The 21183-nt window shown below is 68.6% G+C and carries 20 protein-coding genes and 1 pseudogene; 7 read left to right on the forward strand and 14 right to left on the reverse strand.

What is annotated here, in order from left to right; all coding sequences use genetic code 11:
• Positions 1 to 248: 248 nt before the first annotated feature.
• A complete protein-coding gene (locus tag ACF8NF_RS23785) occupies positions 249 to 1238 on the reverse strand; it encodes a porin (RefSeq protein ID WP_016450048.1) in 990 nt (329 codons plus the stop codon).
• Between the two features lie 413 nt (positions 1239 to 1651).
• Positions 1652 to 3334 carry an MFS transporter gene (locus ACF8NF_RS23790; RefSeq protein ID WP_016450047.1) on the reverse strand — a complete coding sequence of 561 codons (1683 nt, stop codon included), beginning with the start codon at positions 3332 to 3334 and terminating at the stop codon, positions 1652 to 1654.
• A gap of 303 nt (positions 3335 to 3637) precedes the next feature.
• On the opposite strand from ACF8NF_RS23790, the gene ACF8NF_RS23795 reads away from it, so the two are divergent.
• The 4 genes from ACF8NF_RS23795 (at position 3638) to ACF8NF_RS23810 (ending at position 7367) form a co-directional block, all read left to right on the forward strand.
• Positions 3638 to 3946 (forward strand): DUF485 domain-containing protein, encoded by a 309-nt coding sequence (locus ACF8NF_RS23795; protein WP_012207753.1) that lies wholly within the window; start codon positions 3638 to 3640, stop codon positions 3944 to 3946.
• Positions 3943 to 5676: a cation acetate symporter gene (locus tag ACF8NF_RS23800; protein WP_016450046.1), complete on the forward strand. Its 1734-nt coding sequence runs from the start codon at positions 3943 to 3945 to the stop codon at positions 5674 to 5676. Before ACF8NF_RS23795 ends, ACF8NF_RS23800 begins: the two co-directional genes overlap by 4 nt.
• Positions 5677 to 5886: 210 nt before the next feature.
• Positions 5887 to 6522, forward strand: a complete 636-nt coding sequence (locus ACF8NF_RS23805; protein WP_392451377.1) for a YbhB/YbcL family Raf kinase inhibitor-like protein — start codon at positions 5887 to 5889, stop codon at positions 6520 to 6522.
• A complete protein-coding gene (locus ACF8NF_RS23810) occupies positions 6519 to 7367 on the forward strand; it encodes a helix-turn-helix transcriptional regulator (RefSeq protein WP_392451378.1) in 849 nt (282 codons plus the stop codon). Before ACF8NF_RS23805 ends, ACF8NF_RS23810 begins: the two co-directional genes overlap by 4 nt.
• Here the strand turns inward: ACF8NF_RS23810 and ACF8NF_RS23815 are convergent.
• The 7 genes from ACF8NF_RS23815 to ACF8NF_RS23845 form a co-directional block, all read right to left on the reverse strand.
• On the reverse strand, positions 7343 to 8032 hold the full coding sequence (locus tag ACF8NF_RS23815; protein ID WP_338499606.1) for a 3'-5' exonuclease: 690 nt from the start codon (positions 8030 to 8032) through the stop codon (positions 7343 to 7345). The genes ACF8NF_RS23810 and ACF8NF_RS23815 overlap by 25 nt on opposite strands.
• On the reverse strand, positions 8029 to 9882 hold the full coding sequence (locus tag ACF8NF_RS23820) for a putative nucleotidyltransferase substrate binding domain-containing protein (protein ID WP_016450042.1): 1854 nt from the start codon (positions 9880 to 9882) through the stop codon (positions 8029 to 8031). The genes ACF8NF_RS23815 and ACF8NF_RS23820 overlap by 4 nt, the downstream gene beginning before the upstream one ends.
• Positions 9883 to 10518 carry a DsbA family protein gene (locus ACF8NF_RS23825; protein ID WP_017404205.1) on the reverse strand — a complete coding sequence of 212 codons (636 nt, stop codon included), beginning with the start codon at positions 10516 to 10518 and terminating at the stop codon, positions 9883 to 9885.
• Between the two features lie 33 nt (positions 10519 to 10551).
• Positions 10552 to 10797, reverse strand: a complete 246-nt coding sequence (locus ACF8NF_RS23830; RefSeq protein WP_016450040.1) for a DUF1289 domain-containing protein — start codon at positions 10795 to 10797, stop codon at positions 10552 to 10554.
• The gene (locus tag ACF8NF_RS23835) at positions 10794 to 11297 is read right to left on the reverse strand and encodes a YbaK/EbsC family protein (protein WP_016452780.1); all 504 of its coding nucleotides are present in this window, start codon (positions 11295 to 11297) and stop codon (positions 10794 to 10796) included. The genes ACF8NF_RS23830 and ACF8NF_RS23835 overlap by 4 nt, the downstream gene beginning before the upstream one ends.
• Before the next feature lie 2 nt (positions 11298 to 11299).
• On the reverse strand, positions 11300 to 12241 hold the full coding sequence (locus tag ACF8NF_RS23840; protein ID WP_034363222.1) for a hydroxymethylglutaryl-CoA lyase: 942 nt from the start codon (positions 12239 to 12241) through the stop codon (positions 11300 to 11302).
• Between the two features lie 109 nt (positions 12242 to 12350).
• Positions 12351 to 13259 carry a LysR family transcriptional regulator gene (locus tag ACF8NF_RS23845; RefSeq protein WP_012207762.1) on the reverse strand — a complete coding sequence of 303 codons (909 nt, stop codon included), beginning with the start codon at positions 13257 to 13259 and terminating at the stop codon, positions 12351 to 12353.
• A gap of 91 nt (positions 13260 to 13350) precedes the next feature.
• Here ACF8NF_RS23845 and ACF8NF_RS23850 point away from each other — a divergent pair, with 91 nt between their 5' ends.
• The 3 genes and pseudogenes from ACF8NF_RS23850 (at position 13351) to ACF8NF_RS23860 (ending at position 14851) form a co-directional block, all read left to right on the forward strand.
• A complete protein-coding gene (locus ACF8NF_RS23850) occupies positions 13351 to 14313 on the forward strand; it encodes a 3-hydroxyacyl-CoA dehydrogenase family protein (protein ID WP_392451379.1) in 963 nt (320 codons plus the stop codon).
• Positions 14310 to 14471 (forward strand): annotated as a pseudogene (locus ACF8NF_RS23855) (3-keto-5-aminohexanoate cleavage protein); the annotation flags it as partial. The gene ACF8NF_RS23850 and the pseudogene ACF8NF_RS23855, both read left to right, overlap by 4 nt.
• Positions 14472 to 14482: 11 nt before the next feature.
• A complete protein-coding gene (locus ACF8NF_RS23860) occupies positions 14483 to 14851 on the forward strand; it encodes a tripartite tricarboxylate transporter substrate binding protein (protein ID WP_082254729.1) in 369 nt (122 codons plus the stop codon).
• Positions 14852 to 14860: 9 nt separating this feature from the next.
• Here ACF8NF_RS23860 and ACF8NF_RS23865 read toward each other — a convergent pair whose 3' ends face one another.
• From ACF8NF_RS23865 to ACF8NF_RS23885, 5 genes are all read right to left on the reverse strand, one after another.
• A complete protein-coding gene (locus ACF8NF_RS23865; RefSeq protein ID WP_392451381.1) occupies positions 14861 to 15781 on the reverse strand; it encodes a 2-hydroxyacid dehydrogenase in 921 nt (306 codons plus the stop codon).
• 70 nt (positions 15782 to 15851) lie between these two features.
• A complete protein-coding gene (locus ACF8NF_RS23870) occupies positions 15852 to 17870 on the reverse strand; it encodes an acetyl/propionyl/methylcrotonyl-CoA carboxylase subunit alpha (protein WP_016452785.1) in 2019 nt (672 codons plus the stop codon).
• A gap of 51 nt (positions 17871 to 17921) precedes the next feature.
• Positions 17922 to 18671, reverse strand: coding sequence for a DUF4126 domain-containing protein (locus tag ACF8NF_RS23875; RefSeq protein WP_034363214.1), 750 nt, complete (start codon positions 18669 to 18671; stop codon positions 17922 to 17924).
• Positions 18672 to 18737: 66 nt separating this feature from the next.
• Entirely contained in the window at positions 18738 to 19523 is a 786-nt protein-coding gene (locus ACF8NF_RS23880; protein ID WP_212644665.1) for an enoyl-CoA hydratase/isomerase family protein, read from the reverse strand.
• 34 nt (positions 19524 to 19557) lie between these two features.
• Complete coding sequence (locus ACF8NF_RS23885; protein ID WP_016450032.1) at positions 19558 to 21165, reverse strand: carboxyl transferase domain-containing protein; 1608 nt, start codon at positions 21163 to 21165, stop codon at positions 19558 to 19560.
• Positions 21166 to 21183: the final 18 nt, after the last annotated feature.

The raw sequence follows: 21183 nt of genomic DNA on the forward strand, positions 1-21183 counted from the left end.
GCCATCTGCACGGAGGCAGGCATGGCCTGCCCGTCCGGCACGCCCTTCACCTGGGTGATGGCCAGCAGCGACACGACAACAAAGGCCAGGCAACCGGCCGCGATGATCCTCATGGGTATTTCCTTGATCAGGCTGTGAAAAGACGGGCCCAGACAAAAAGGCCCCGCACCTTTCGGTACGAGGCCTGATGGCAGGCAGGTGCTGATTGGAACAGACCTGCTTTGCTCGCGGCTTACGCCGCGCGGCGATCAGAATGCGTGGCGCACGCCGACGGCGAAGGACGAGAAGTCCGCGCCCTTCACGCCGGTCATGTAGTTGGCGCCGGCCTTGTTGTCCACCTTGGTGTAGTAGCCGTAGACCTTGGTGCGCTTGCTCAGGTTGTAGTTGTAGCCCAGGGTCCACTGGTTGGCGCCGGAGTCGGCAATGTTGCTCCACTTGTTGGCGTGGCCCAGGTTCACGTGGAACTCGGAAGCGCCCAGGGTGTACATGCCCGACAGACGGAAGTTGTTGCGCGTGCCGCGGATTTCTTCGTCGTTGCGCTGGTAGTAGCCGCCCAGCACGAACTGGCCGAGAGTGTAGGCAGCGCGGAAGGCCAGCTGCTTGTCTTCGTCGAACTGGCTGTAGCCGGCGCCCAGGGCCAGGGGGCCCACGTTGTAGTTGGCGGCCAGGTCGTAGCCGTTCTTCTTCTTGGCCAGGGCGGTGGCCTTCTCGTGCATGGAGACCGAGCCTTCCACCGTCAGGCCGCCGAAGTTGGGCGTGGTGTAGGAGATCTTGTTGGCGGTGCCCAGGCCGCTGGCGAACCAGACGGGATCGAAGTACAGCGCGTCGGAGGACGAACCCGTGTCATGGTTGTGCATGCTCACGTAGTCGGCCGTGGCGAAGTACGAGCCGGGGAAGAAGTTGCCCAGGCGCAGCATACCGAAGTTGCCCGACAGGTTCACTTCGCTCTGGCGGCCGAAGGTCAGCGCGCCGGTGGAGGAGGAGCCCATGCCGGTGTCGGAAGCGAAGCCGCTTTCCAGCACGAAGCCGGCCTTCAGGCCGCCGCCCAGATCTTCGACACCGCGCATGCCCCAACGCGAGGAGTTGTTCTCCATCTTGCTGACGCTTTCGTCACCGATCTTCTGGCGCTCGATCGTGGTGTTGATACGGCCATAGATCGTGACGCTGCTTTGCGCCATCACGGTGGTGGAACCCAGCACGGCCAGCACGGCCAGGGCAACGCGGTTCATCTTGATCATCTCGGCATCTCCTTGGGATTGTTGAGTGGGTATTCTTGAAATCTCAGGGCCGACTCCGGCTCTAGATCAGTGCCATTTGCGGCTGCTGCGAATTCTAGGTGCGGGCATGTCAAAAAATGTACGGCCGCCTCTGAAAATGCGCGATCTGATGCTTTGCTGCCACAGGCATGACATGGAAAACCAGTAGAAGCGCCATACGAAAAAAGCCCATGGCAAACCGCCATGGGCTTTCGTCAATGCAGCGCCACAAAACACAGTCGGATACTGCGCACACCGCATGCAACCGGCGCGGCCCCAACTCAGAGACGCCGAGCAAGAGCCGCCTCGCGGCGATGGCGTCGTCCCCCTCCCGCGAAGCGAGAGAAGGCGCCGTGCATACGGGGGAAGGCGCGTCAGCGCCTCAGGGGGAGCCCTCAATCATTCGCGTAGATATCCACATCCTTGGTCTCGCGCAGGAACAGCGTGCCGATGATGGCCGTGGCGCCCGCGATGACGATGGGATACCAGAGGCCGCTGTACATGTTGCCGGTCTGGGCCACGATGGCGAACGACATGGTGGGCAGGAGGCCGCCGAACCAGCCATTGCCGATGTGGTACGGCAGGCTCATGGAGGTATAGCGGATGCGGGTGGGGAACAGCTCCACCAGCATGGCGGCGATGGGGCCGTAGACCATGGTCACGAGGATGACCAGGTAGGTCAGGATGGCGACCATCATCACCTTGTTCATCTTCGCAGGGTCGGCCTTGGTGGGATAGCCGTCCTCGGCCAGCACCTTGGCCACGGTCTTCTTGAACTCGGCGTCCTTGGCCTTGGCTTCCTCGGGGCTCAGGCCCTTGACGGAGAACGAGGGGATCTCGGTGCTGCCGATGCGGATGAAGGCCGTCTTGCCGGGCGCTGCGTCCTCGGAGTCATAGCTGACCGAGCCGGCGGCCAGCAGCTGCTTGGCCACGTCGCAGGAACTGGTGAACTTGGAAGTGCCCGTGGGATTGAACTGGAACGAGCATTCCTTGGGATCGGCAACGATCACCACCTTGCTCTTGGCCTGGGCCGCGGCCAGGTCGGGGTTGGCCGCCTCGGTCAGCGCCTTGAACACGGGAAAGTAGGTCACCACGGCCAGCACGCAGCCCAGCATGATGATGGGCTTGCGGCCTATCTTGTCGGACAGCGAGCCGAAGATCACGAAGAACGGCGTGCCGATGATCAGCGCCGCCGCGATCAGCAGGTTGGCCGTCACCGCATCGACCTTGAGCTGCTGGGTCAGGAAGAACAGCGCATAGAACTGGCCCGTGTACCAGACGACAGCCTGGCCGGCGGTCAGGCCGATCAGCGCCAGGATCACGATCTTGAGGTTGCGCCACTGGCCGAAGGACTCGGACAGCGGAGCCTTGGAGACCTTGCCCTCGGCCTTCATCTTCTGGAAGGCTGGCGACTCGGACAGCGTCATGCGGATCCACACCGAGATGCCCAGCAGCACGATGGACAGCAGGAAGGGAATACGCCAGCCCCAGTCCGCGAAGGCCTGCTCGCCGATGGAGGTGCGCACGCCCAGGATCACCAGCAGCGACAGGAACAGGCCCAGCGTTGCCGTGGTCTGTATCCACGAGGTGTAGGCGCCGCGCTTGCCGTGCGGCGCGTGCTCGGCCACATAGGTGGCCGCACCGCCGTACTCGCCGCCCAGGGCCAGGCCCTGCAGCATGCGCAGGCCGATGAGGATCACCGGCGCCGCCACGCCGATGCTGGCGTAGGTGGGCAGGATGCCGACGATGAAGGTCGACAGGCCCATGATCAGGATGGTCACGAGGAAGGTGTACTTGCGGCCGATCATGTCGCCCAGCCGCCCGAACACCAGTGCGCCGAAGGGCCGCACGATGAAGCCGGCCGCGAAGGCCAGCAGCGCGAAGATGAAGGCCGATCCCGCATCGAGCCCGCTGAAGAATTGCTTGGCGATGATGGCCGCCAGCGATCCGTAGAGATAGAAGTCGTACCACTCGAATACCGTGCCTAGCGACGAGGCAAAGATCACCTTGCGTTCTTCCGGAGTCATGGGCCGCGGGGTCGCCTTGACCCCCGCGCCTTGCGATGCGTTGATAGCCATGTCTGTCTCCTTGATTTATTGAATATTTAGCGGGCTTGCCATAGGCCCGCCGATTCACTATCCGCCTGCCTGCTGACGCGAATCTGACTCACCTCTTACAGAAATTGACGGCGAACTGAACGATTTCTTACTAACTCAGCAGCAACCCTGATGCCGTCTTTTTCCATGTGAAAAGCACCGTAAAAACCCTGGCAAACCATGCTGCACTGCGTAAGCACTCGGTCAGAAGCGCTTTCCAGAATGCGCCGCAAGGCTGCAGATCCATGGGGCTGCCGCCGCGATTCCAACTTCAGGAGACAAACCATGACCGATCCGGTGGTAGACAAGATACAGCGCCATCCCAAATACCAGGAGCTGCGGTCCAGACGCAATCGCCTGGGCCTTTTTCTGACGCTGCTGATGCTGGTCGTTTATTACGGCTATATCGCGCTGATTGCCTTCGACAAATCCTTTCTGGCCCAGCCCATTGGCGCGGGCGTGACCTCGCTGGGCATTCCTATCGCCATGGGCGTGATCGTGTTCTCGGTGATCGTCACCGGCCTCTACGTGCGCCGTGCCAATGGCGAGTACGACAAGCTCACCCAGGACATCCTGAAGGACGCCACGAAATGAAGAATTCCGCACAACGCATGCTGCTGGCGCCCGCCGTGGCGCTGGCCCTGACGGGGCCCGTGCTGGCCGCCGGCGGCGATGTCGGCGTGGCCGCCAAGCAGGCCACCAACTGGACCGCCATCATTCTCTTCACGGCCTTCGTCGTGGCCACGCTGTGGATCACCAAGTGGGCCGCGGGCCGCACCAAGTCGGCGGCCGATTTCTACACGGCCGGCGGCGGCATCACGGGCTTCCAGAACGGCCTGGCGATTGCGGGCGACTACATGTCGGCCGCCTCCTTCCTGGGCATCTCGGCCTCGGTCATGGCCAGCGGCTATGACGGCCTGATCTACTCCATCGGCTTCCTGGTGGGCTGGCCCATCCTGACCTTCCTGCTGGCCGAGCGCCTGCGCAACCTGGGCAAGTTCACCTTCGCCGACGTGGCCGGCTACCGCTTCTCCCAGACGCCGTTCCGCGCCTTCGCGGCCAGCGGCACGCTGGTGGTGGTGGCCTTCTACCTGATCGCGCAGATGGTGGGCGCGGGCCAGCTGATCAAGCTGCTGTTCGGCCTGGACTACTGGATCGCCGTGGTGCTGGTGGGCGGCCTGATGATGATCTACGTGCTGTTCGGCGGCATGACGGCCACGACCTGGGTGCAGATCATCAAGGCCTGCATGCTGCTGGCAGGCGTGACCTTCATGGGCTTCATGGTGCTGGCCAAGTACGGCTTCAGCCCCGAGGCGCTGTTCGCCGAAGGCGTGCGCGTGCGCTCCGAGATCGCTGCCAACAACGGCGCCGACCCCTCGGCCGCCGCCAAGGCGGGCCTGGCCATCATGGGCCCGGGCGGCTTCATCAAGGACCCGATCTCGGCCATCAGCTTCGGCATGGCGCTGATGTTCGGCACGCTGGGCCTGCCCCACATCCTGATGCGCTTCTTCACCGTGCCCGACGCCAAGGAAGCGCGCAAGAGCGTGTTCTGGGCCACGACCTGGATCGGCTACTTCTACGTGCTGATCTTCATCATCGGCTTCGGCGCCATCACCCTGGTGCTGACCAACCCCGAGATGGCCGACACGGTCAAGGGCGTGATCCACGGCGGCGCGGGCACGGCCAACATGGCGGCCGTGCTGGTGGCCAAGAGCGTGGGCGGCGACGTGTTCTACGGCTTCATCTCGGCCGTGGCCTTCGCCACCATCCTGGCCGTGGTCGCGGGCCTGACGCTGTCGGGCGCCTCGGCCGTGTCGCATGACCTGTACGCCACCGTGATCAAGAAGGGCAAGGCCGACAGCGCCGCTGAGCTGCGCGTCTCGCGCATCACCACGCTGACGCTGGGCGCCATCGCCGTGCTGCTGGGCATCGTGTTCGAGAAGCAGAACATCGCCTTCATGGTGTCGCTGGCCTTCGCGGTCGCGGCCTCGGCCAACTTCCCCCCGCTGCTGCTGTCGGTGCTGTGGAAGGACTGCACGACCAAGGGCGCCGTGATCGGCGGCTTCATGGGCCTGGCGTCCTCGGTGGGCCTGACCATCGTCTCGCCCCCGGTCTGGGAAGCCACGCTGGGCAACCCTGCAGGCTCGGCCTGGTTCCCCTATGCATCGCCCGCGCTGTTCTCCATGACCATCGGCTTCGTGGGCGTGTGGCTGTTCTCGGTGCTCGACAAGAGTGCCCAGGCCGCCAGGGAACGCGCCGTGTTCCCCGCGCAGCAGGTGCGTTCGGAAACGGGTCTGGGAGCTTCGGGCGCCTCCGGCCACTGAGCTGCCGAAGCGGCAACCACGCACAAGCCGGGCCATGCGCCCGGCTTTTTTTCATCCCTCGCCACACCAGAGACACTCAGTTTGATCGGCTGGAGAAGCCTTTTGAGCGGATGGGCGATGTCCTGCGTTTTCCCCGCACCTAGACTCGGGGGTCTGCCGAGCGCTTCGTGCAGCATGACTTCTCTCTTCAACGCACAGGATCCATCCGACATGCAACTCACCAGCCAAAGCTTCCAGGACGGCCAGGCCATCCCCGGCGAATTCGCGTTCGCCGTGCCCGATGCGGCATCCCACGTGGCGCTGTCGTCCAACCGCAATCCGCACCTTGCCTGGAGCGGCGTACCGGCGGGCACGCAGTCCTTCGTCGTGGTCTGCCACGATCCCGACGTGCCCAGCCGCGGCGACGATGTGAACCAGGAAGGCCGCGAAGTGCCGGCCAGCCTGCCGCGCGTGGACTTCTTCCACTGGCTGCTGCTGGACATTCCGGCCGCCACCACCGAGATCGCGGCAGGTGCCCAGTCCGACGGCGTCACGCCGCGCGGCAAGAGCGGCCCGGCCGCCCCCGGCGGCCTGCGCCACGGCATCAACGACTACACGGGCTGGTTCGCGGGCGACGAGCAGATGAAGGGCGACTACTACGGCTACGACGGCCCCTGCCCCCCGTGGAACGACAGCATCGTCCACCACTACGTCTTCACCGTCTATGCGCTGGCCACGCCCACGCTGGCCGTCTCCGGCGAACTGACCGGCGCCAATGTGCGCGCGGCGCTGCAAGCCGGCCAGGTGCTGGGCAAAGCCAGCATCACCGGCCTGTACAGCCTGAACCCTGCGGTCTGCGCCGCTTGAACCTGAACGGCAACCCGGTGCCCGGCAGCCACTGGCTGCTGCCTTCTGCCGCCCCCGTGGTGCGGGCCGGCCTGTGCAGCCTGGCGCAGCCCAGCCTGCGCCAGGCCCGGCATACGCCGCGCTTCCTGTTCCATGAAGCCTGCCTGCTGCTGGTGGCGGCAGGCAGGCTGGACCTGCACGACGGCAGCCACCAGACCACGGTGGACACGCCCTCTTGCCTGCTGCTGGTGCAGGCGCATACCAGCGCCGATCTGATGAAGACACCGGGCAGCGGCGGACAGCCCTTTCGCTCCGTGCTGCTGGCACTGTCGCCCGAGCTGCTGGAGGCGTTCCACCGCACACGCGCCCAGCCCGCAGCGCTGCCGCTGGACGAGCAGGCCTTTCGGCAACTGCCGCTGGACGACGACCTGCAAGACGCTCTGCGGCAGGTGCTGGCCAGCGTGCCGTCGCCGACTCTCAGCGACGAACGGCTGCGCTACCGGCTGATGGACCTGCTCGCCGCGCTCGCGGAGCGCGGCCACATCCTGCGCCGCGCGGGCCCGCCCGGCACGGCCTCGCGCCTGCGCACCCTCATTGCCCAGGCGCCCCAGCAGCACTGGACAGCGCACAGTGCCGGCAGCGCGCTGGCCATGAGCGAGGCCACGCTGCGCCGGCGCCTGGCCGGCGAGGGCGTCCGCTTCGAGGAACTGCTGGTGGACACGCGCATGCACCACGCCATGCTGCTGGTGCAGACCACCGGCTGGAGCCTGCAACACATCGCCCAGGCCTGTGGCTACCAGTCGCGTGCGCGCTTTTCGGAGCGCTTCCGTGCGCGCTTCGGCTATTCGCCGTCCGCCTTGCGCTGATGCAGCGCGGCCGGCGTCCCGCCGGCCAGCCTGCGCAGCTTGATGAAGGCCAGCGCTGCCATCACGGCGTCGTTGAGCGCGTCGTGGGCCTCTCGCCGGGGCAGGCCCAGATCGGCCATCAGCGTGGCAAAGCGCAGGTCGATCTCGGGCGCCTGCTGCTGCCAGGGCAGCAGCTGCCGGAAGCGGTGGTCGTAGTACAGGGCCGAGACCTCGATGCGCTCGTTGGGCAGGCCCGTGCCCAGCCAGGGGCGCAGCACGCGCTCGATCATGGCCACGTCGAATTCCAGGTAGTAGCCGACCAGCGGGCGGCTGCCGATGAAGCGCAGCAGCTGCGCGAGCGCGTCCTCGATGGCCAGGCCCCGGGCCAGGTCGCGCTCGCGCAGGCGGTGGATGCGCACGCTGTCGCCGGGCACGCTGCGCGAGGGGCGCACCAGCAGCTCCAGGCGCTCGCTGGACAGGATGCGCTCTCCCACGATGCGCACGGCGCCGATGGAGACGATCTCGTCGCAGCGCACGTCCAGGCCCGTGGTCTCGCAGTCCAGCGCCACCCATTCGCCGGGCGGCGGCGCACCGAAAAGGAAGTCATAGGCGGGGTCCGCCAGCCTGCGCCGCTGCCAGTTGCGCCGCAGGCCCGCCACCCATTTCGACAGGGGTGCCGCGCTCATACCGCGTCCAGCCGCAGGCGCTGGCGCAGCAGTTCCCGAAAGCGCCGCACCACGGCCAGCGTGTCCTTGAGCAGATCACGCTCCAGGCTGCTCAGGCGCGCCGGGTCCACATGGCCGGTGACGGGCCGGCCCAGGTCGATCTCGGCCAGGCCCGCCTGCAGGCGCAGGCCCATGAGAAAGTGCAGTCCTTCAAGCAGTTCGCGGCCCTGGACTTCATCGAGCACGCCTTCGGCCACCAGGGCCGCCAGGCGCTCGGCCGTTCCCGTGGCGGCGATGTGGTGGGCCAGCGCCAGGCTGCGCACGCCGTGGACGATGGGAAAGATGCCGGCCTTCTTGAGGTGCACGGGCGCCCCCTCGTCACCACGGCCCAGCAGCCGCTCCCACCAGCTGCCCGGCTCGTGCGCGAAGGCGTCGACGGCCGAGGCAAAGCGCGCCACCTGGGCGTCGCTGTCCAGGGCCAGCGCCATCAGGTCCCGCCGAACCTGCGCGAGCAAGGCTGCATCGCCTGCCACGGCGTGGGCATCCAGAAAGATGGCCAGGTGCATCAGCCCTTGCGGGCTGGGCAGGATCAGCCATTCGCGCACACGACGGCCAAAGTCGGCCACCGTGCCGCGCCACAGCGGATTGCTGAGCATGATGCCGCCCGGGCATTCGGGGTAGCCGAAGCGCTGCAGCTGCGCGGAAAAGCGCGCGCAGATGGCATCGAGGTCCTGGGGCGGCGCATAGCCGTCGCGCAGCAGCAGGCCGTTGTCCTGGTCGGTCTTGAGCAATTGCTCGCCGCGCCCCTCGCTGCCCATGACGAAGAGGCAGCTGTGGGCCACCAAGTCCGGCGGCGCCAGCATCTGCCAGGCACGCTCGAACAAACGGGCATTGAGCTGCTGCACCAGGCGCGCCATGAGGGCAATGCGCGTGCCGCCCCGGTGCAGGGCGGCCACCAGGCGCGTGATCTGGGCGGCCGCCTGCTCCAGCGCCTGCAGGTCGGCAGCCTGCTCGATCTGCACCGTGATGAGGTGGGAGTGGTTGGCCAGGAAGCTGAACAGGTCCAGCGCCTCCAGGATGCCCAGCACCTGGCCCTGTGCATCGAGCACCGCCAGCCGGTGCACGCGCGCACGCAGCAGCACGACCAGGGCATCGCCCAGCTGGTCGTCGGCGCGCACGGTGAACACAGGCTGGCTGGCGAACTCGCCCACGGCCAGCCGCTCCAGCGGGCGGCCGTCGAGGATGGCGCGCTGCAGCGTGGTGCCCGTGAAGATGCCCAGGCCGCCCTGCGGCAGTCCCGAGACCAGCACGCTGGTCGTGCGCTCGGCATGGAACAGGCGCACCACGGAGACGATGTCGGTGGCCGCATCCACCACATGGGCGGCGCGCAGATAGGCCTGGTCCACGCGCGCCAGCGTCAGCGACTGCAATTCGTGCCGGTCGGCGCGCTGGGCCAATGTGCCCAGCTTGTGACCCAGGTCGGAGAACAGCAGGGCGCCAAAGGCCGTGTTGCGCGCGATCAGCTCGCCCACGGTTTCGCGCGCAAGCTGGTAGGCGATGAGCTCCTCGGCCACGGTGAAGCGGCTGCCCGTGCGGCCGGCCACCAGGGCGCGGCCGTCGAAGCTGTCGTCGGGGCCGTAGCTGGCCAGGACCTCGTCGCCCTCGGTCTGCACCACATGGCCCTTGATGATGACGAAGAGGTGGGTGGGCGCCGAGCCGGCGTCCAGCACCACGGCGCCTTCGGGGAAGTAGGCGATGTCCACGCCATCGCGCACCAGCGCCTGTTCGTCGGGCGTGAGGCAGTCGAAGGGCGAGGCGGCGAAGTTGAAGGCGTTGGGCATGGGGCGGGGCCGTTGTTCCAGCCCCGCCATTCAAACCTTCAGGCCTTGCTCCACGCTTGCAGCCGCGTCCCAGCCGCTGTCGAACCAGCTGTCGCCTTCCAGGTAGGCGCGCAGCATGGGCAGGCTGTCCAGGCCCCAGAAGAGGCGGCCGTCGACTTCCCAGGCCGGCACGCCGAACAGGCCTTGCGCGGCCGCGGCGTCGGTGTTCTCGCGCAGCAGGCGCTTGGCGTTGTCCGCCGCATCCGTGCGCAGCTGTGGCGCCAGCGTGGCGCGCAGGGCGTCGAGCCGCGCAGGGTCCAGCGCGTCGGCGCCGCCCAGCCAGACATGGCGCAGCACCGTGCCCGCGACAAAGCGGTTGACCGTGCCGTCGTCGCTGCATTCCAGCGCCAGGCGCAGCAGCGGCAGCGGGTTGAACGGATGGCGGGCCGGCATGTCCAGCCCCACGCCCATGGCATGGCCCAGCCAGCTCACATGGCGGTAGGTCCACTCGCGCTTGCCCGCGATGCCGGCCGGCCCCGGGTTGGCATGGCGCTGCAGCAGCGCGCCCAGCAGCACGGGGCGGTACTGCATGTGGTGGCTGATGCCCTGCAGGGCCTGAGGCAGTTGCTCGAAGGCCAGCCAGGCATAGGGCGAGACGAAGTCGAGATGGAAGGTGATCTGCTTCATGGCGGCAGGCTCCTGCAGTGCAGTCCAGGGGGTCTAGGGGACGGCGACCGTGATGCCCGCACGCTCGAGCAGCGCATTCCAGATGACCAGGCGCTGGGACGCATCGGACTTGGACCAGGCACGGATCTCGTCGATGGTGCGAAAGCACCCTTCGCAATGGCTGCGGTCCGGCGTCATGCGGCAGACCGAGATGCAGGGCGATGGCACGGGCTCGTCGTCAGCGCGCGCAGCGAAGGCTGCGCCGGCCTTGTGGGCCAGCATTTCCTTGGGGCCCATCATGCCGCCACCTCCTGCACCACGTCGGCCCAGGGCGCACCGGCCAGGGCCTGCAGCGCGGCCGGCGTGGCCGCGAACACCGCATGCGGATGGCCGGCGGCCGCCCAGACGGTGTCGAAGCGCTGCAGTTCCCGGTCCACCAGGGTCACGGGCGTGTTGGCATGGGCCACGGGGCTGACGCCGCCGATGGAAAAACCCGTCTGCGCCTTGACGAAATCGGCGTCGGCACGGCCCACGGGGCCGACCAGGGCGGCGACCTTCTTCTCGTCCACGCGGCGGTCGCCCGAGGCCACGACCAGCACGGCCACGCCGTCGCTGCGGCGGCGGAAGATGATGCTCTTGGCCACCTGGCCCACGAGGATGCCCAGCTGGTCGGCCGCTTCCTGGGCCGTGCGCGCCGCGCCGTCCAGCATGCGCGGGCCCTCGCCGTGGCCGGCCTGCTGCAGGAAGGCCGCCACGCGCTGCACGCCTTCGGGAAGATGGTGGAGTTCAGATCCGCACATGCTCACACCGCCTCGCATGCCGCCGCGCTGGCGCGTTTCGTCAAAAGAGCCTTGGCCACGCGCGACTGCGTGGGGCGGCCCAGGTGGTCGCTGATGAACTGGCCGGCGTCAATCAGCTTGTCCAGGTCGATACCGGTCTCTATGCCCATGCCCTGCAGCATGTAGACCACATCCTCGGTGGCCACATTGCCCGTGGCGCCCTTGGCGTAGGGGCAGCCGCCCAGGCCCGCCACCGAGGTGTCGAACTGCCACACGCCCAGCGACAGCGCGGCCAGCGTGTTGGACACGGCCTGGCCGTAGGTGTCGTGGAAGTGCCCCGAGACATCGTCGATGGCGAAGTGCTGCAGCGTGGCCTCGATGGCCTTGCGCACCTTGACGGGCGTGCCCACGCCGATGGTGTCGGCCACGCCCACATGCTGCACGCCGATGCCCTTCATGAGGCCGGCCAGGTAGGCCACGCGCTCGGGGGCGATCTCGCCTTCGTAGGGGCAGCCCACGGTGCAGCTCATGGCGCCGCGCACGTAGATGCCCTGGGCGCGTGCGGCCTCGGCCACGGGGGCGAAGCGGTCGATGCTTTCGGCAATGGAGCAGTTGATGTTCTTCTGGCTGAAGGCCTCGCTGGCTGCGCCGAAGACCACGATCTCGTCGGGCCACAGTTCGCGCGGCGCCGACAGCGCGGCCTCCAGGCCCTTCATGTTGGGCGTGAGCACGCTGTAGCGCACGCCGGGGCGGCGGACGATGCCGGCCATGACTTCGGCGTTGTCGGCCATCTGCGGCACCCATTTGGGGCTGACGTAGCTGGTGACCTCGATTTCCTTGAGGCCGGCTTCCTGCAGGCGGTGCACCAGCTCGATCTTGACGGCGGCGGGCACGGGCTGTTTTTCATTCTGCAGGCCGTCGCGGGGGCCTACATCGACGAGTTTGACGCGGGAAGGAATGCTCATGGGGTGTTCTCACCGGGATGACGGGTACGGCCCCTATTGTCCAGTCTTGCAGGTCCGGGCACCACCCCATATCCTGCCGGGCCATGCACAACGGCTGCCAGCGCCCCGTTCAGCCCGGCAGGGCCGCCATTTCCTCGCGCAGCATCTCCACCATGCGCGCGGCAGCCGGCGACAGGCGGCGGCCGCTCAGGCGCACCAGGCCGATGGGGCGGCGCAGCACCGGCCGTGCCAGCGGGCGCGCCACCACCTCCGGCCGCTGCACCACCTGCGCGGCCAGCAGCGGCAGCGCGCTCACGCCCAGATCGGCAGCCACCATGGCCGCGATGGTGGCCAGGTGCTCCACGGCGTACTGGGGCGCAAAGCGTATGCCGTGGGTCAGCAGGGCCTCGTCGGCGTACTGCCGCACGCTGGTGCCGGCCGGCATGGAGATGTGGGGCAGATGGGCCACGTCGGCCCAGCCCAGATCGCCGCGCCCGCGCGCCAGCGCATGGCCGCGGCCCAGCAGCAGCACGAAGCGGTCGGAGGCCAGCGGCAGGTAGTCCAGGTCGGCATAGGCGGGGTTGGCCGCCGTGAGCGCAAAGTCCACGCGGCCCGCGCGCACCATGTCGAAGGCCGGCCCGGCCAGGCTGTCGAACAGCTCCAGGTGCACGCCCGGATGCTCGGCCGCGAAGCGCGCCAGCACGCGGGGCAGCAGGCCCGCGGCCAGCGAAGGCAGGGCCGCCAGCGCCAGCCGCCCCACCTGCACCTGGGCCACCTCCTGCACGCGGCGCACGGTCTCGTCCATCTGGTGGCGCAGGATGCGCGCCTGCTCGGCGAAGACCTCGCCGGCCTGGGTCAGTTCCACGGCGCGCGTGGTGCGCTCGAACAGGCGCGCGCCCAGCATCTCTTCCAGCCGCGCCAGCGTGCCCGAGACGGCCGACTGCGACAGGTGCATCTGCAGCGCCGTGCGCCGAAAGCTCAGCGAATCGGCCAGCGCCAGAAAGACATCGACCTCGCGGGCCGACCAATTGATCTTCATGGCCGATCAGTTTATCGAAAAATGCGTCTTTACCGTTCAATGACGGCTACCTAGACTGCGCCTCAAATCCATGAAATCAGCAGGAGACAGCATGCACAGCAGTTCGCCGCGCCACGCGCGCACGGTGGTCGTCGGGGGAGGCACCATGGGTGCCGATGTGGCCGTGGTCCTGGCCCGGGGCGGCGCCCTGGTGACCGTGGTCGACCCCGGCGCGGCACGGCGCGAGCTGCTGCTGCAGCACATTGCCATCGAGCTGGCCACGGCCGGCTTTGCCCGGTGCGCGTCCCAGGTCTCGGTCTGCGCGGCGCTGGAGGATGTGGCCTGGGACGGCGTGGCCCTGGTGGTGGAATGCATCACCGAGCGGCTGGACGCCAAGCAGGCGCTGTTCGCCGAACTGGAGGCGCATGCGCCGGCCGACGCCGTGCTGGCCAGCAACAGCTCGGGCTTTCCCATCAGCGCCATCGCCAGCGGCCTACCCACGGCGCAGCGCATGCTGGGCCTGCACTTTTTCATGCCCGCCCACTTGGTGCCGCTGGTGGAGGTGGTGCTGGGAGAGCGCAGCGACCCGGCCCTGGGCCAGTGGCTGTACGGCTTCATGCGCGGCTGCGGCAGCGTGCCGGTGCTGGTGAAGAAGGACAAGCCCGGCTTTCTGGCCAACCGCATGCAGCATGCGCTGTCGCGCGAGGCCTTCGCCCTCATCGACGAGGGCATTGCCTCGCCCGAGGATGTGGATGCCGCCGTGCGCTTCGGCTTCGGCTTCCGCTTCCTGGCAGCCGGTCCCGTGCTGCAGCGCGACCATGCAGGCATCGAGGTGCACTGCGCAGCGGCCGCCACCATGTACCCCACGCTGTCCAACACCGATGTGCCGGCCCAGGCCCTGCGCGATCGCGTGGCGCGCGGCGATCTGGGCATGAAGACCGGCAAGGGCTTCTTCGACTGGCCCGAGGACCGCCGCCTGGCCGAGCGTGCACGCTACGACGCGCTGCTGCGCCAGGGCCTGGCCCTGCTGGCCAGCGAGCTGCCGGTGCCGGAGCAGGCACAGGACACGCCATGAGCACGCCGGTCCCCACGTCAACCGCGTCAACCGCGTCGCCCACGTCACCCACCTCGCAGTGGAACGACCCACTGATCATCACCGTGGCCCCCAACGGCGCCTACAAGCAGCCGGCCGACCACCGAGCCCTGCCGGTCACTCCGCAGGCGCTGGCCGCCAGGTGGGCGTGATGTTCGACATCGTGGGCAGCTCGCTGCAGCACATCCAGGGCGGGCGCCTGATCCCGCTGGCCGTCACCTCGGCAGAGCGCAGCAAGGTGCTGCCCGACGTGCCCACCATGGCCCAGGCCGGCGTGCCCGGCTACCAGATCACGGGCTGGCATGGCATTGCCGTGCGCGCGGGCACGCCGCCCGCCGCCATCGACAAACTCAATGCCACGGTCAACGCCGTCTTCAAGGACCCGGCCTTCCGCACGCGCTGGGAGGCCATCGGCACGCCGGCCGTGGGCGGCACGGCGGCCGAATTCGGCGCCTTGATCAGGAGCGATTCCCAGCGCCTGGGCGCGCTGGTGCGCAGCACCGGCGTGACGCTGGACTGAGCGCGCCCGTCAGTAGCCGCGCTGCAGGTCCACGCGGCCGCTCACGGCCTCGCCCCGGCTCAGCGCCGCGACCTTGCCCACGATCTGCTCCACGCTGTCGCGCGCCAGGGTGCGCGCCGAAGTGTGGGGCGTGAGCGTGATGCGCGGATGCCGCCAGAAGGCATGGCCGTCGGGCAGCGGCTCGGTGCGGAACACATCGAGCAACGCGCCGGACACATGGCCCCCGTCGATGGCGGCGACGAGGTCCTCGTCCGCCACATGGCCGCCGCGTCCCACGTTGATCACATAGGCGCCCGGCTGCAGCAGGGCCAGGCTGCGCGCGTCGATGATGCTGTCGGTCTCGGGCGTCAGCGGCAGCAGGTTGACGAGGATGCGGGTAGCGCGCAGAAAGGCGTCGAAGTCCTGCGGGCCGCAGAAGCCCCGCACGCCGTCGATGGCATGCGGCGTACGGCTCCATCCGTTGACGGGGAAATCGAACACCGCCAGCGCGCGCGCCACGCGCTCGCCCATGCGGCCCAGCCCCATGACGCCCACGGGGAAGTCGGCACGCCGGGGATTGGGCCGGTGCTGCCACAGGCCGGCGGCCATGTCGGCCTCATAGCCGTCCAGGCCGCGGAAGAAGCGGATCACGGCCTGGCAGACATATTCGGCCATCTGCACGGCCATGCCGGCGTCCTCCAGGCGGTAGACGGGAAGGTCGGCCGGCAGGCGCAGCGGCAGCAGCGCATCGACACCGGCGCCGATGTTGAACAGGGCCTTGAGGCCCGGCTGCTCGTCGATGAAGCGCTGGGGTGGCGCCCAGACCAGAGCGTAGTCGGCCTGCGGCGCGCCCGGCGACCAGATGTCCACCTCGGCGCCCGGCAGGGCCGCGCGCAGTCCTTGCAGCCAGGCGTCGGGCCTGGTGTCTTCGCAGCAGAAAGTCACTCGCATAGGTGGCCAAGCCTAACGGCCTGGCGACGCCCACGCGCGACTTTTGCGCAAAACTGTCTTGTCTGCGGGCTCAGCTTTCCAGGCGCAGCAGCTCGGAGCCTTCGGTCACCTGGTCGCCGGGCGCATACAGCAGCTCGGCCACCACGCCGTCGCCGGGCGCGGCGATGGTGTGCTCCATCTTCATGGCCTCCATCACGGCCAGCGGCTGGCCCTTGCTGACCTTGTCGCCGGCCTTGACGGCAAAGGAGACCACCTTGCCCGGCATGGGCGCCGTCAGGCGGCCGCCTTCCGAATGCACATCGCCCGCATGGGCCAGCGGATCGGCCAGGCCCAGCACGGCCGCGCCCTGGGGAGCGAACACATGGCATTGCTCGCCCAGCACATGGACCTGGGCGCGCAGGCGCTGGCCCGCGAATTGCACGTCGAAGGCGCCGTCCCCGGCCTGTTGCCAGGACAGCAGGCCCTCGGCGAGGGACTCGCCCTCGCCCACGGCCAGCTGCAGCGCGCCGTCATGCAGGTAGCGCAGGCGCGCGGGCACGGCGGCCTCGCCCTGGCGGAAGTCCCAGCGCCGCTCGGCCACGCCGTGCGAGCGCCAGCCGTCGCGGCGGCTGAAGGGGTCGGCGGTTTCCTGCGCGCGCTCGGCCTGCAGTACCTGGGCCACGGCGGCGGCCACGGCCTGGGCCTGCGGCAGGCGCTGCTGGTGGAACAGATGCTGCTTCTCGCGCTCGATCAGCGCCGTGTCCAGCTTGGCGGTTGCAAAGGCATCGCTGGCGATGACCTGGCGCAGGAACTGCACATTGGTGGCCAGGCCCACGATGCGTGTCTCGGCCAGGGCGGCATCGAGCCGCGCCAGCGCCTGTTCGCGCGTGTCGCCATGCACGATGAGCTTGGCGATCATGGAGTCGTAGAAGGGGCTGATGGCATCGCCCTCGCGCACGCCGTCGTCCACGCGCACGTCGCCGACATGGAAGCTGGCGCAGTCGGGCTTGCGGTAGACATGCAGGGTGCCGGTGGCGGGCAGAAAGCCGTTGTCGGGGTTTTCTGCGCAGATGCGCGCCTCGATGGCATGGCCGGTGATGCGCAGCTCGTCCTGGCGCTTGGGCAGGGGCAGGCCGCTGGCCACGCGCAGCTGCCAGTCCACCAGGTCCTCGCCCGTGATGGCCTCGGTCACCGGGTGCTCGACCTGCAGGCGGGTGTTCATTTCCATGAAGTAGAACTTCATGGCCTCGGGCTGGTCGTAGCCGCCGGGCTGCTCGACGATGAATTCCACCGTGCCCGCGCCCACGTAGTTCACGGCCTGGGCGGCGGCCACGGCGGCCTCGCCCATCTTCTGGCGCAGCGCGGGCGTCATGCCGGGCGCGGGGGACTCCTCCAGCACTTTCTGGTGGCGGCGCTGCACCGAGCAGTCGCGCTCGAACAGGTAGACGCAGTTGCCCTGGGTGTCGCCAAAGACCTGGATTTCGATGTGGCGCGGGCGCAGCACGTATTTCTCGACCAGCACGGCGTCGTCGCCGAAGCTGTTGATGGCCTCGCGCTGGCAACTGGCCAGGGCGGCGGCAAAGTCCTCGCTGCGCTCGACCAGGCGCATGCCCTTGCCGCCCCCGCCGGCGCTGGCCTTGATCAGCACCGGGTAGCCGATGCGGTCGGCCTCGCGCTGCAGCAGCTGCGGGTCCTGGTCGGCCCCGTGGTAGCCGGGCACCAGGGGCACGCCGGCCTTTTCCATGAGCTGCTTGGAGGCCGCCTTCAGACCCATGGCGCGGATGGCCGAGGGCGGCGGGCCGATGAAGACCAGGCCGGCATCGGCGCAGGCCTGGGCGAATTCCTCGTTCTCGCTGAGAAAGCCGTAGCCGGGGTGGATGGCCTGGGCGCCCGTGGCCTTGGCGGCCTCCAGGATGCGTTCCCAGCGCAGATAGCTGTCCTTGGGGGCGCTGCCGCCGATGTGCACGGCCTCGTCGCAGGCCTGCACATGCTTGGCGCGGGCATCGGCGTCCGAGTACACGGCCACGGTGCGCACGCCCATGCGGCGGGCGGAAGCCGCGACGCGGCAGGCGATTTCACCGCGGTTGGCGATCAGGATCTTCTTGAACATGCGTTATCTCCAGTGTTTTCTCTGCAGCCCCGGTCATTCGGCGACCGGCGGCTATGGTTTTTGATTCATCGCGGGAGACCCGCCGAACAGCGCGCGCAGGCGCTGCACCACGGCCTTGAGAAAGCGCCACAGCGCCCAGGTCAGCAGCCACAGCGCGATGACCACGACCAGCAGCACGGCGGCAAAGGCCAGCGGGTGCGTGAGCGCCAGCCAGATCGCGCCCACCGAGGCGCCGTCCTCCACCAGGCTGGCGCCCACGTTGGAAAACGGCTCGGGCGAGGTGTTGATGGCCGCGCGCGTCGTGCTTTTGGCCACCTGGCTGGACAGGGCCAGCGAGCCGCCCATCAGGGCCGCCATGGTGGCCATGGTCGCGCTGTCGGCGCCGAAGACGCCGGCCGCCAGCGCCGCGCCCGCCGGGATGCGGATCACGCTTTGCAGCAGGTCCCAGACCGAGTCCACCCCGGGGATCTTGTCGGCGAAGAACTCCACGAACAGCAGCGCTCCGCTGGCGAACAGCAGGGCCGGATGCTCCAGCACATGCAGCCCGCCCGGCAGCACCACCCAGCCCAGCGCCCCCAGCAGCCCGGTCACGAACACCACGGCGTAGAGCCGGAAACCGCTGGCCCAGCCCAGTGCGGCGGCCAGCGCCAGCAGGCCGGCCATGTCCATGCCGCTGGTGGCCTGGCCCACGCGCTCGGCCACTTCGCCAGCCGCCTCGCTGACCGTGTGGTGCACGGCCGGGCCCGGGTACAGGCCCACGGACTGCAGCCACTGGACGAGGGAGTCGGTCAGGGTGCTCATGGTGTTGGCTCGGCGTTGGCTCGGCGTTGCTCGGTGGTGGCGCGATGAATGGGCAGCCTGCGCGTGTCAGGCCAGCCAGGCCGGCTTGCGCTTTTGGAGGAAGGCCTGCACGCCCTCCTTGCCCTCGGCGCTGGCCCGGATGTCGGCGATGCCTTCGACGGTGGCGGCGATCAGCTGCTCGTTGATCTCGCGCTCGGCCACCTCGATCACCAGGCGCTTGCAGGCGCGGGCGGCGGCGGGACCGGCGCTGACCAGGTGCTTGAGCAGGCCGTCCACGGCGTTGTCCAGCTCGTCTGCCGCCACCACGCGGTGCACGAAGCCGATGCGCAGCGCCTCGGCCGCGTCGAAGCGCTCACCGGTCAGGAAGTAGCGGTGGGCGGCGCGCGCGCCCATGGCGCGGATCACGTAGGGGCTGATGGTGGCGGGGATGAGGCCGATCTTCACTTCGGACAGGCAAAAGCCCGCGCCCTCGGCGGCCACGGCCATGTCGCAGGCCGCGACCAGGCCCATGCCGCCCGCATAGACATCGCCCTGCACGCGCGCGATGGTGGGCTGCGGGCATTCGTAGATCACGCGCAGCATTTCGGCCAGCAGGCCGGCGTCCTCGCGGTTCTCGTCGCGCGAGTAGTCGGCCATGCGGCGCATCCAGTTGAGGTTGGCGCCCGCGCAAAAGGCCGGCCCCTCGGCGGCCAGCACCACGGCGCGCACGTCGCTGCGCTTGCCCACGGCGTGGAAGGCGTGGGTGATGTCGGCAATGACCTCGTCGCTAAAGGCATTGCGCACTTCGGGCTGGGTCAGCGTGATGGTGGCCAGGGGGCCCTGGAATTCGAGGGTCAGTGCGGTGGTTTTCATGAAGTACCTCGCTGCAAGGAAAGGGAAGCCGCCGTCACATGCGGAACACGCCGAAGCGCGTGTCCGCTATGGGCGCGTTGCGCGTGGCCGCCAGGCCCAGCGCCAGCACGCGGCGCGTGTCGGCGGGGTCGATGACGCCATCGTCCCACAGGCGCGCCGTCGCGTAATAGGGGTGGCCCTGATCCTCGTACTGCTGGCGGATGGGGGCCTTGAAGGCCTCTTCCTCCTCGGCCGTCCACTGGCCGCCCTTGGCCTCGATGCCGTCGCGCTTGACGGTGGCCAGCACGCTGGCCGCCTGCTCGCCGCCCATGACCGAGATGCGCGCGTTGGGCCACATCCACAGGAAGCGCGGTGAGTAGGCGCGGCCGCACATGCCGTAGTTGCCCGCGCCGAAGGAGCCGCCGATGATGATGGTGAACTTCGGCACGGCCGCCGTGGCCACGGCCGTGACCAGCTTGGCGCCGTGGCGGGCAATGCCTTCGTTCTCGTACTTGCGGCCCACCATGAAGCCCGTGATGTTCTGCAGGAAGACCAGCGGGATCTTGCGCTGGCAGCACAGCTCGATGAAGTGCGCGCCCTTGACCGCCGATTCGCTGAACAGGATGCCGTTGTTGGCGATGATGCCCACCTGCATGCCCTCGATGCGCGCAAAGCCGCAGACCAGGGTGGCGCCGAAGCGCGCCTTGAACTCGTCGAAGCGGCTGCCGTCCACCACGCGGGCGATGATCTCGCGCACGTCGAAGGGCTTGCGCGTGTCCACGGGGATCACGCCGTACAGCTCGCCGCCGTCGAACAGCGGCGCCTCGGGCGGCAGGTCGCCAGCCGAAGGCTGCTTGGCATGGTTGAGGTTGGCCACGGCCTGGCGCGCCAGCGCCAGCGCGTGGGTGTCGTTGTGGGCCAGGTGGTCGGCCACGCCCGACAGGCGCGTGTGCACGTCGCCGCCGCCCAGGTCCTCGGCGCTGACCACCTCGCCCGTGGCGGCCTTCACCAGCGGCGGGCCGCCCAGGAAGATGGTGCCCTGGTTCTTGACGATGATGGACTCGTCGCTCATGGCCGGCACATAGGCGCCGCCGGCCGTGCACGAGCCCATGACCACGGCGATCTGGGCAATGCCCTCGGCGCTCATGTTGGCCTGGTTGAAGAAGATGCGGCCGAAGTGCTCGCGGTCGGGGAACACATCGTCCTGGTTGGGCAGGTTGGCGCCGCCCGAGTCCACCAGGTAGATGCAGGGCAGGCGGTTCTGCGCGGCGATCTCCTGGGCGCGCAGGTGCTTCTTCACCGTCATCGGGTAGTAGGTGCCGCCCTTCACCGTGGCGTCGTTGCACACGATCATGCAGTCCACGCCGCTGACGCGCCCGATGCCGGCGATCAGGCCCGCGCCGGGTGCATCGTTGCGGTACATGTTGAGCGCAGCCAGCGGGGCGATCTCCAGGAAGGGCGTGCCCGGGTCCAGCAGCATGGCCACGCGGTCGCGCGGCAGCAGCTTGCCGCGCGCCACGTGCTTGGCGCGCGCGGCCTCGCCGCCGCCCTCGGCGACCTTGGCCACCTGGGCCTGCAGGTCCTCGACCACGGCGCGCATGGCCGCGGCATTGGCCAGGAAGTCCGCCGAACGCGGATTGAGTTGGGTGCCCAGAATGCTCATGTGTGGCCTCTTCTTGTG

It is taken from the genome of Delftia sp. WSY_22 (assembly GCF_043104185.1).
Lineage (GTDB): Bacteria > Pseudomonadota > Gammaproteobacteria > Burkholderiales > Burkholderiaceae_C > Comamonas > Comamonas tsuruhatensis.

Bases quoted from the DNA above. Each gene is read 5' to 3' on its own strand.
- ACF8NF_RS23830 (WP_016450040.1), bottom strand. From the start codon at position 10,797: ATGATGGGCCCCAAGGAAATGCTGGCCCACAAGGCCGGCGCAGCCTTC.
- ACF8NF_RS23835 (WP_016452780.1), bottom strand. From the start codon at position 11,297: ATGTGCGGATCTGAACTCCACCATCTTCCCGAAGGCGTGCAGCGCGTG.
- ACF8NF_RS23880 (WP_212644665.1), bottom strand. From the start codon at position 19,523: ATGAAAACCACCGCACTGACCCTCGAATTCCAGGGCCCCCTGGCCACC.
- ACF8NF_RS23825 (WP_017404205.1), bottom strand. From the start codon at position 10,518: ATGAAGCAGATCACCTTCCATCTCGACTTCGTCTCGCCCTATGCCTGG.
- ACF8NF_RS23870 (WP_016452785.1), bottom strand. From the start codon at position 17,870: ATGTTCAAGAAGATCCTGATCGCCAACCGCGGTGAAATCGCCTGCCGC.
- ACF8NF_RS23815 (WP_338499606.1), bottom strand. From the start codon at position 8,032: ATGAGCGCGGCACCCCTGTCGAAATGGGTGGCGGGCCTGCGGCGCAAC.
- ACF8NF_RS23820 (WP_016450042.1), bottom strand. From the start codon at position 9,882: ATGGCGGGGCTGGAACAACGGCCCCGCCCCATGCCCAACGCCTTCAAC.
- ACF8NF_RS23790 (WP_016450047.1), bottom strand. From the start codon at position 3,334: ATGGCTATCAACGCATCGCAAGGCGCGGGGGTCAAGGCGACCCCGCGG.
- ACF8NF_RS23850 (WP_392451379.1), top strand. From the start codon at position 13,351: ATGCACAGCAGTTCGCCGCGCCACGCGCGCACGGTGGTCGTCGGGGGA.
- ACF8NF_RS23800 (WP_016450046.1), top strand. From the start codon at position 3,943: ATGAAGAATTCCGCACAACGCATGCTGCTGGCGCCCGCCGTGGCGCTG.
- ACF8NF_RS23845 (WP_012207762.1), bottom strand. From the start codon at position 13,259: ATGAAGATCAATTGGTCGGCCCGCGAGGTCGATGTCTTTCTGGCGCTG.
- ACF8NF_RS23805 (WP_392451377.1), top strand. From the start codon at position 5,887: ATGCAACTCACCAGCCAAAGCTTCCAGGACGGCCAGGCCATCCCCGGC.
- ACF8NF_RS23885 (WP_016450032.1), bottom strand. From the start codon at position 21,165: ATGAGCATTCTGGGCACCCAACTCAATCCGCGTTCGGCGGACTTCCTG.
- ACF8NF_RS23840 (WP_034363222.1), bottom strand. From the start codon at position 12,241: ATGAGCATTCCTTCCCGCGTCAAACTCGTCGATGTAGGCCCCCGCGAC.
- ACF8NF_RS23860 (WP_082254729.1), top strand. From the start codon at position 14,483: ATGTTCGACATCGTGGGCAGCTCGCTGCAGCACATCCAGGGCGGGCGC.
- ACF8NF_RS23875 (WP_034363214.1), bottom strand. From the start codon at position 18,671: ATGAGCACCCTGACCGACTCCCTCGTCCAGTGGCTGCAGTCCGTGGGC.
- ACF8NF_RS23785 (WP_016450048.1), bottom strand. From the start codon at position 1,238: ATGATCAAGATGAACCGCGTTGCCCTGGCCGTGCTGGCCGTGCTGGGT.
- ACF8NF_RS23795 (WP_012207753.1), top strand. From the start codon at position 3,638: ATGACCGATCCGGTGGTAGACAAGATACAGCGCCATCCCAAATACCAG.
- ACF8NF_RS23865 (WP_392451381.1), bottom strand. From the start codon at position 15,781: ATGCGAGTGACTTTCTGCTGCGAAGACACCAGGCCCGACGCCTGGCTG.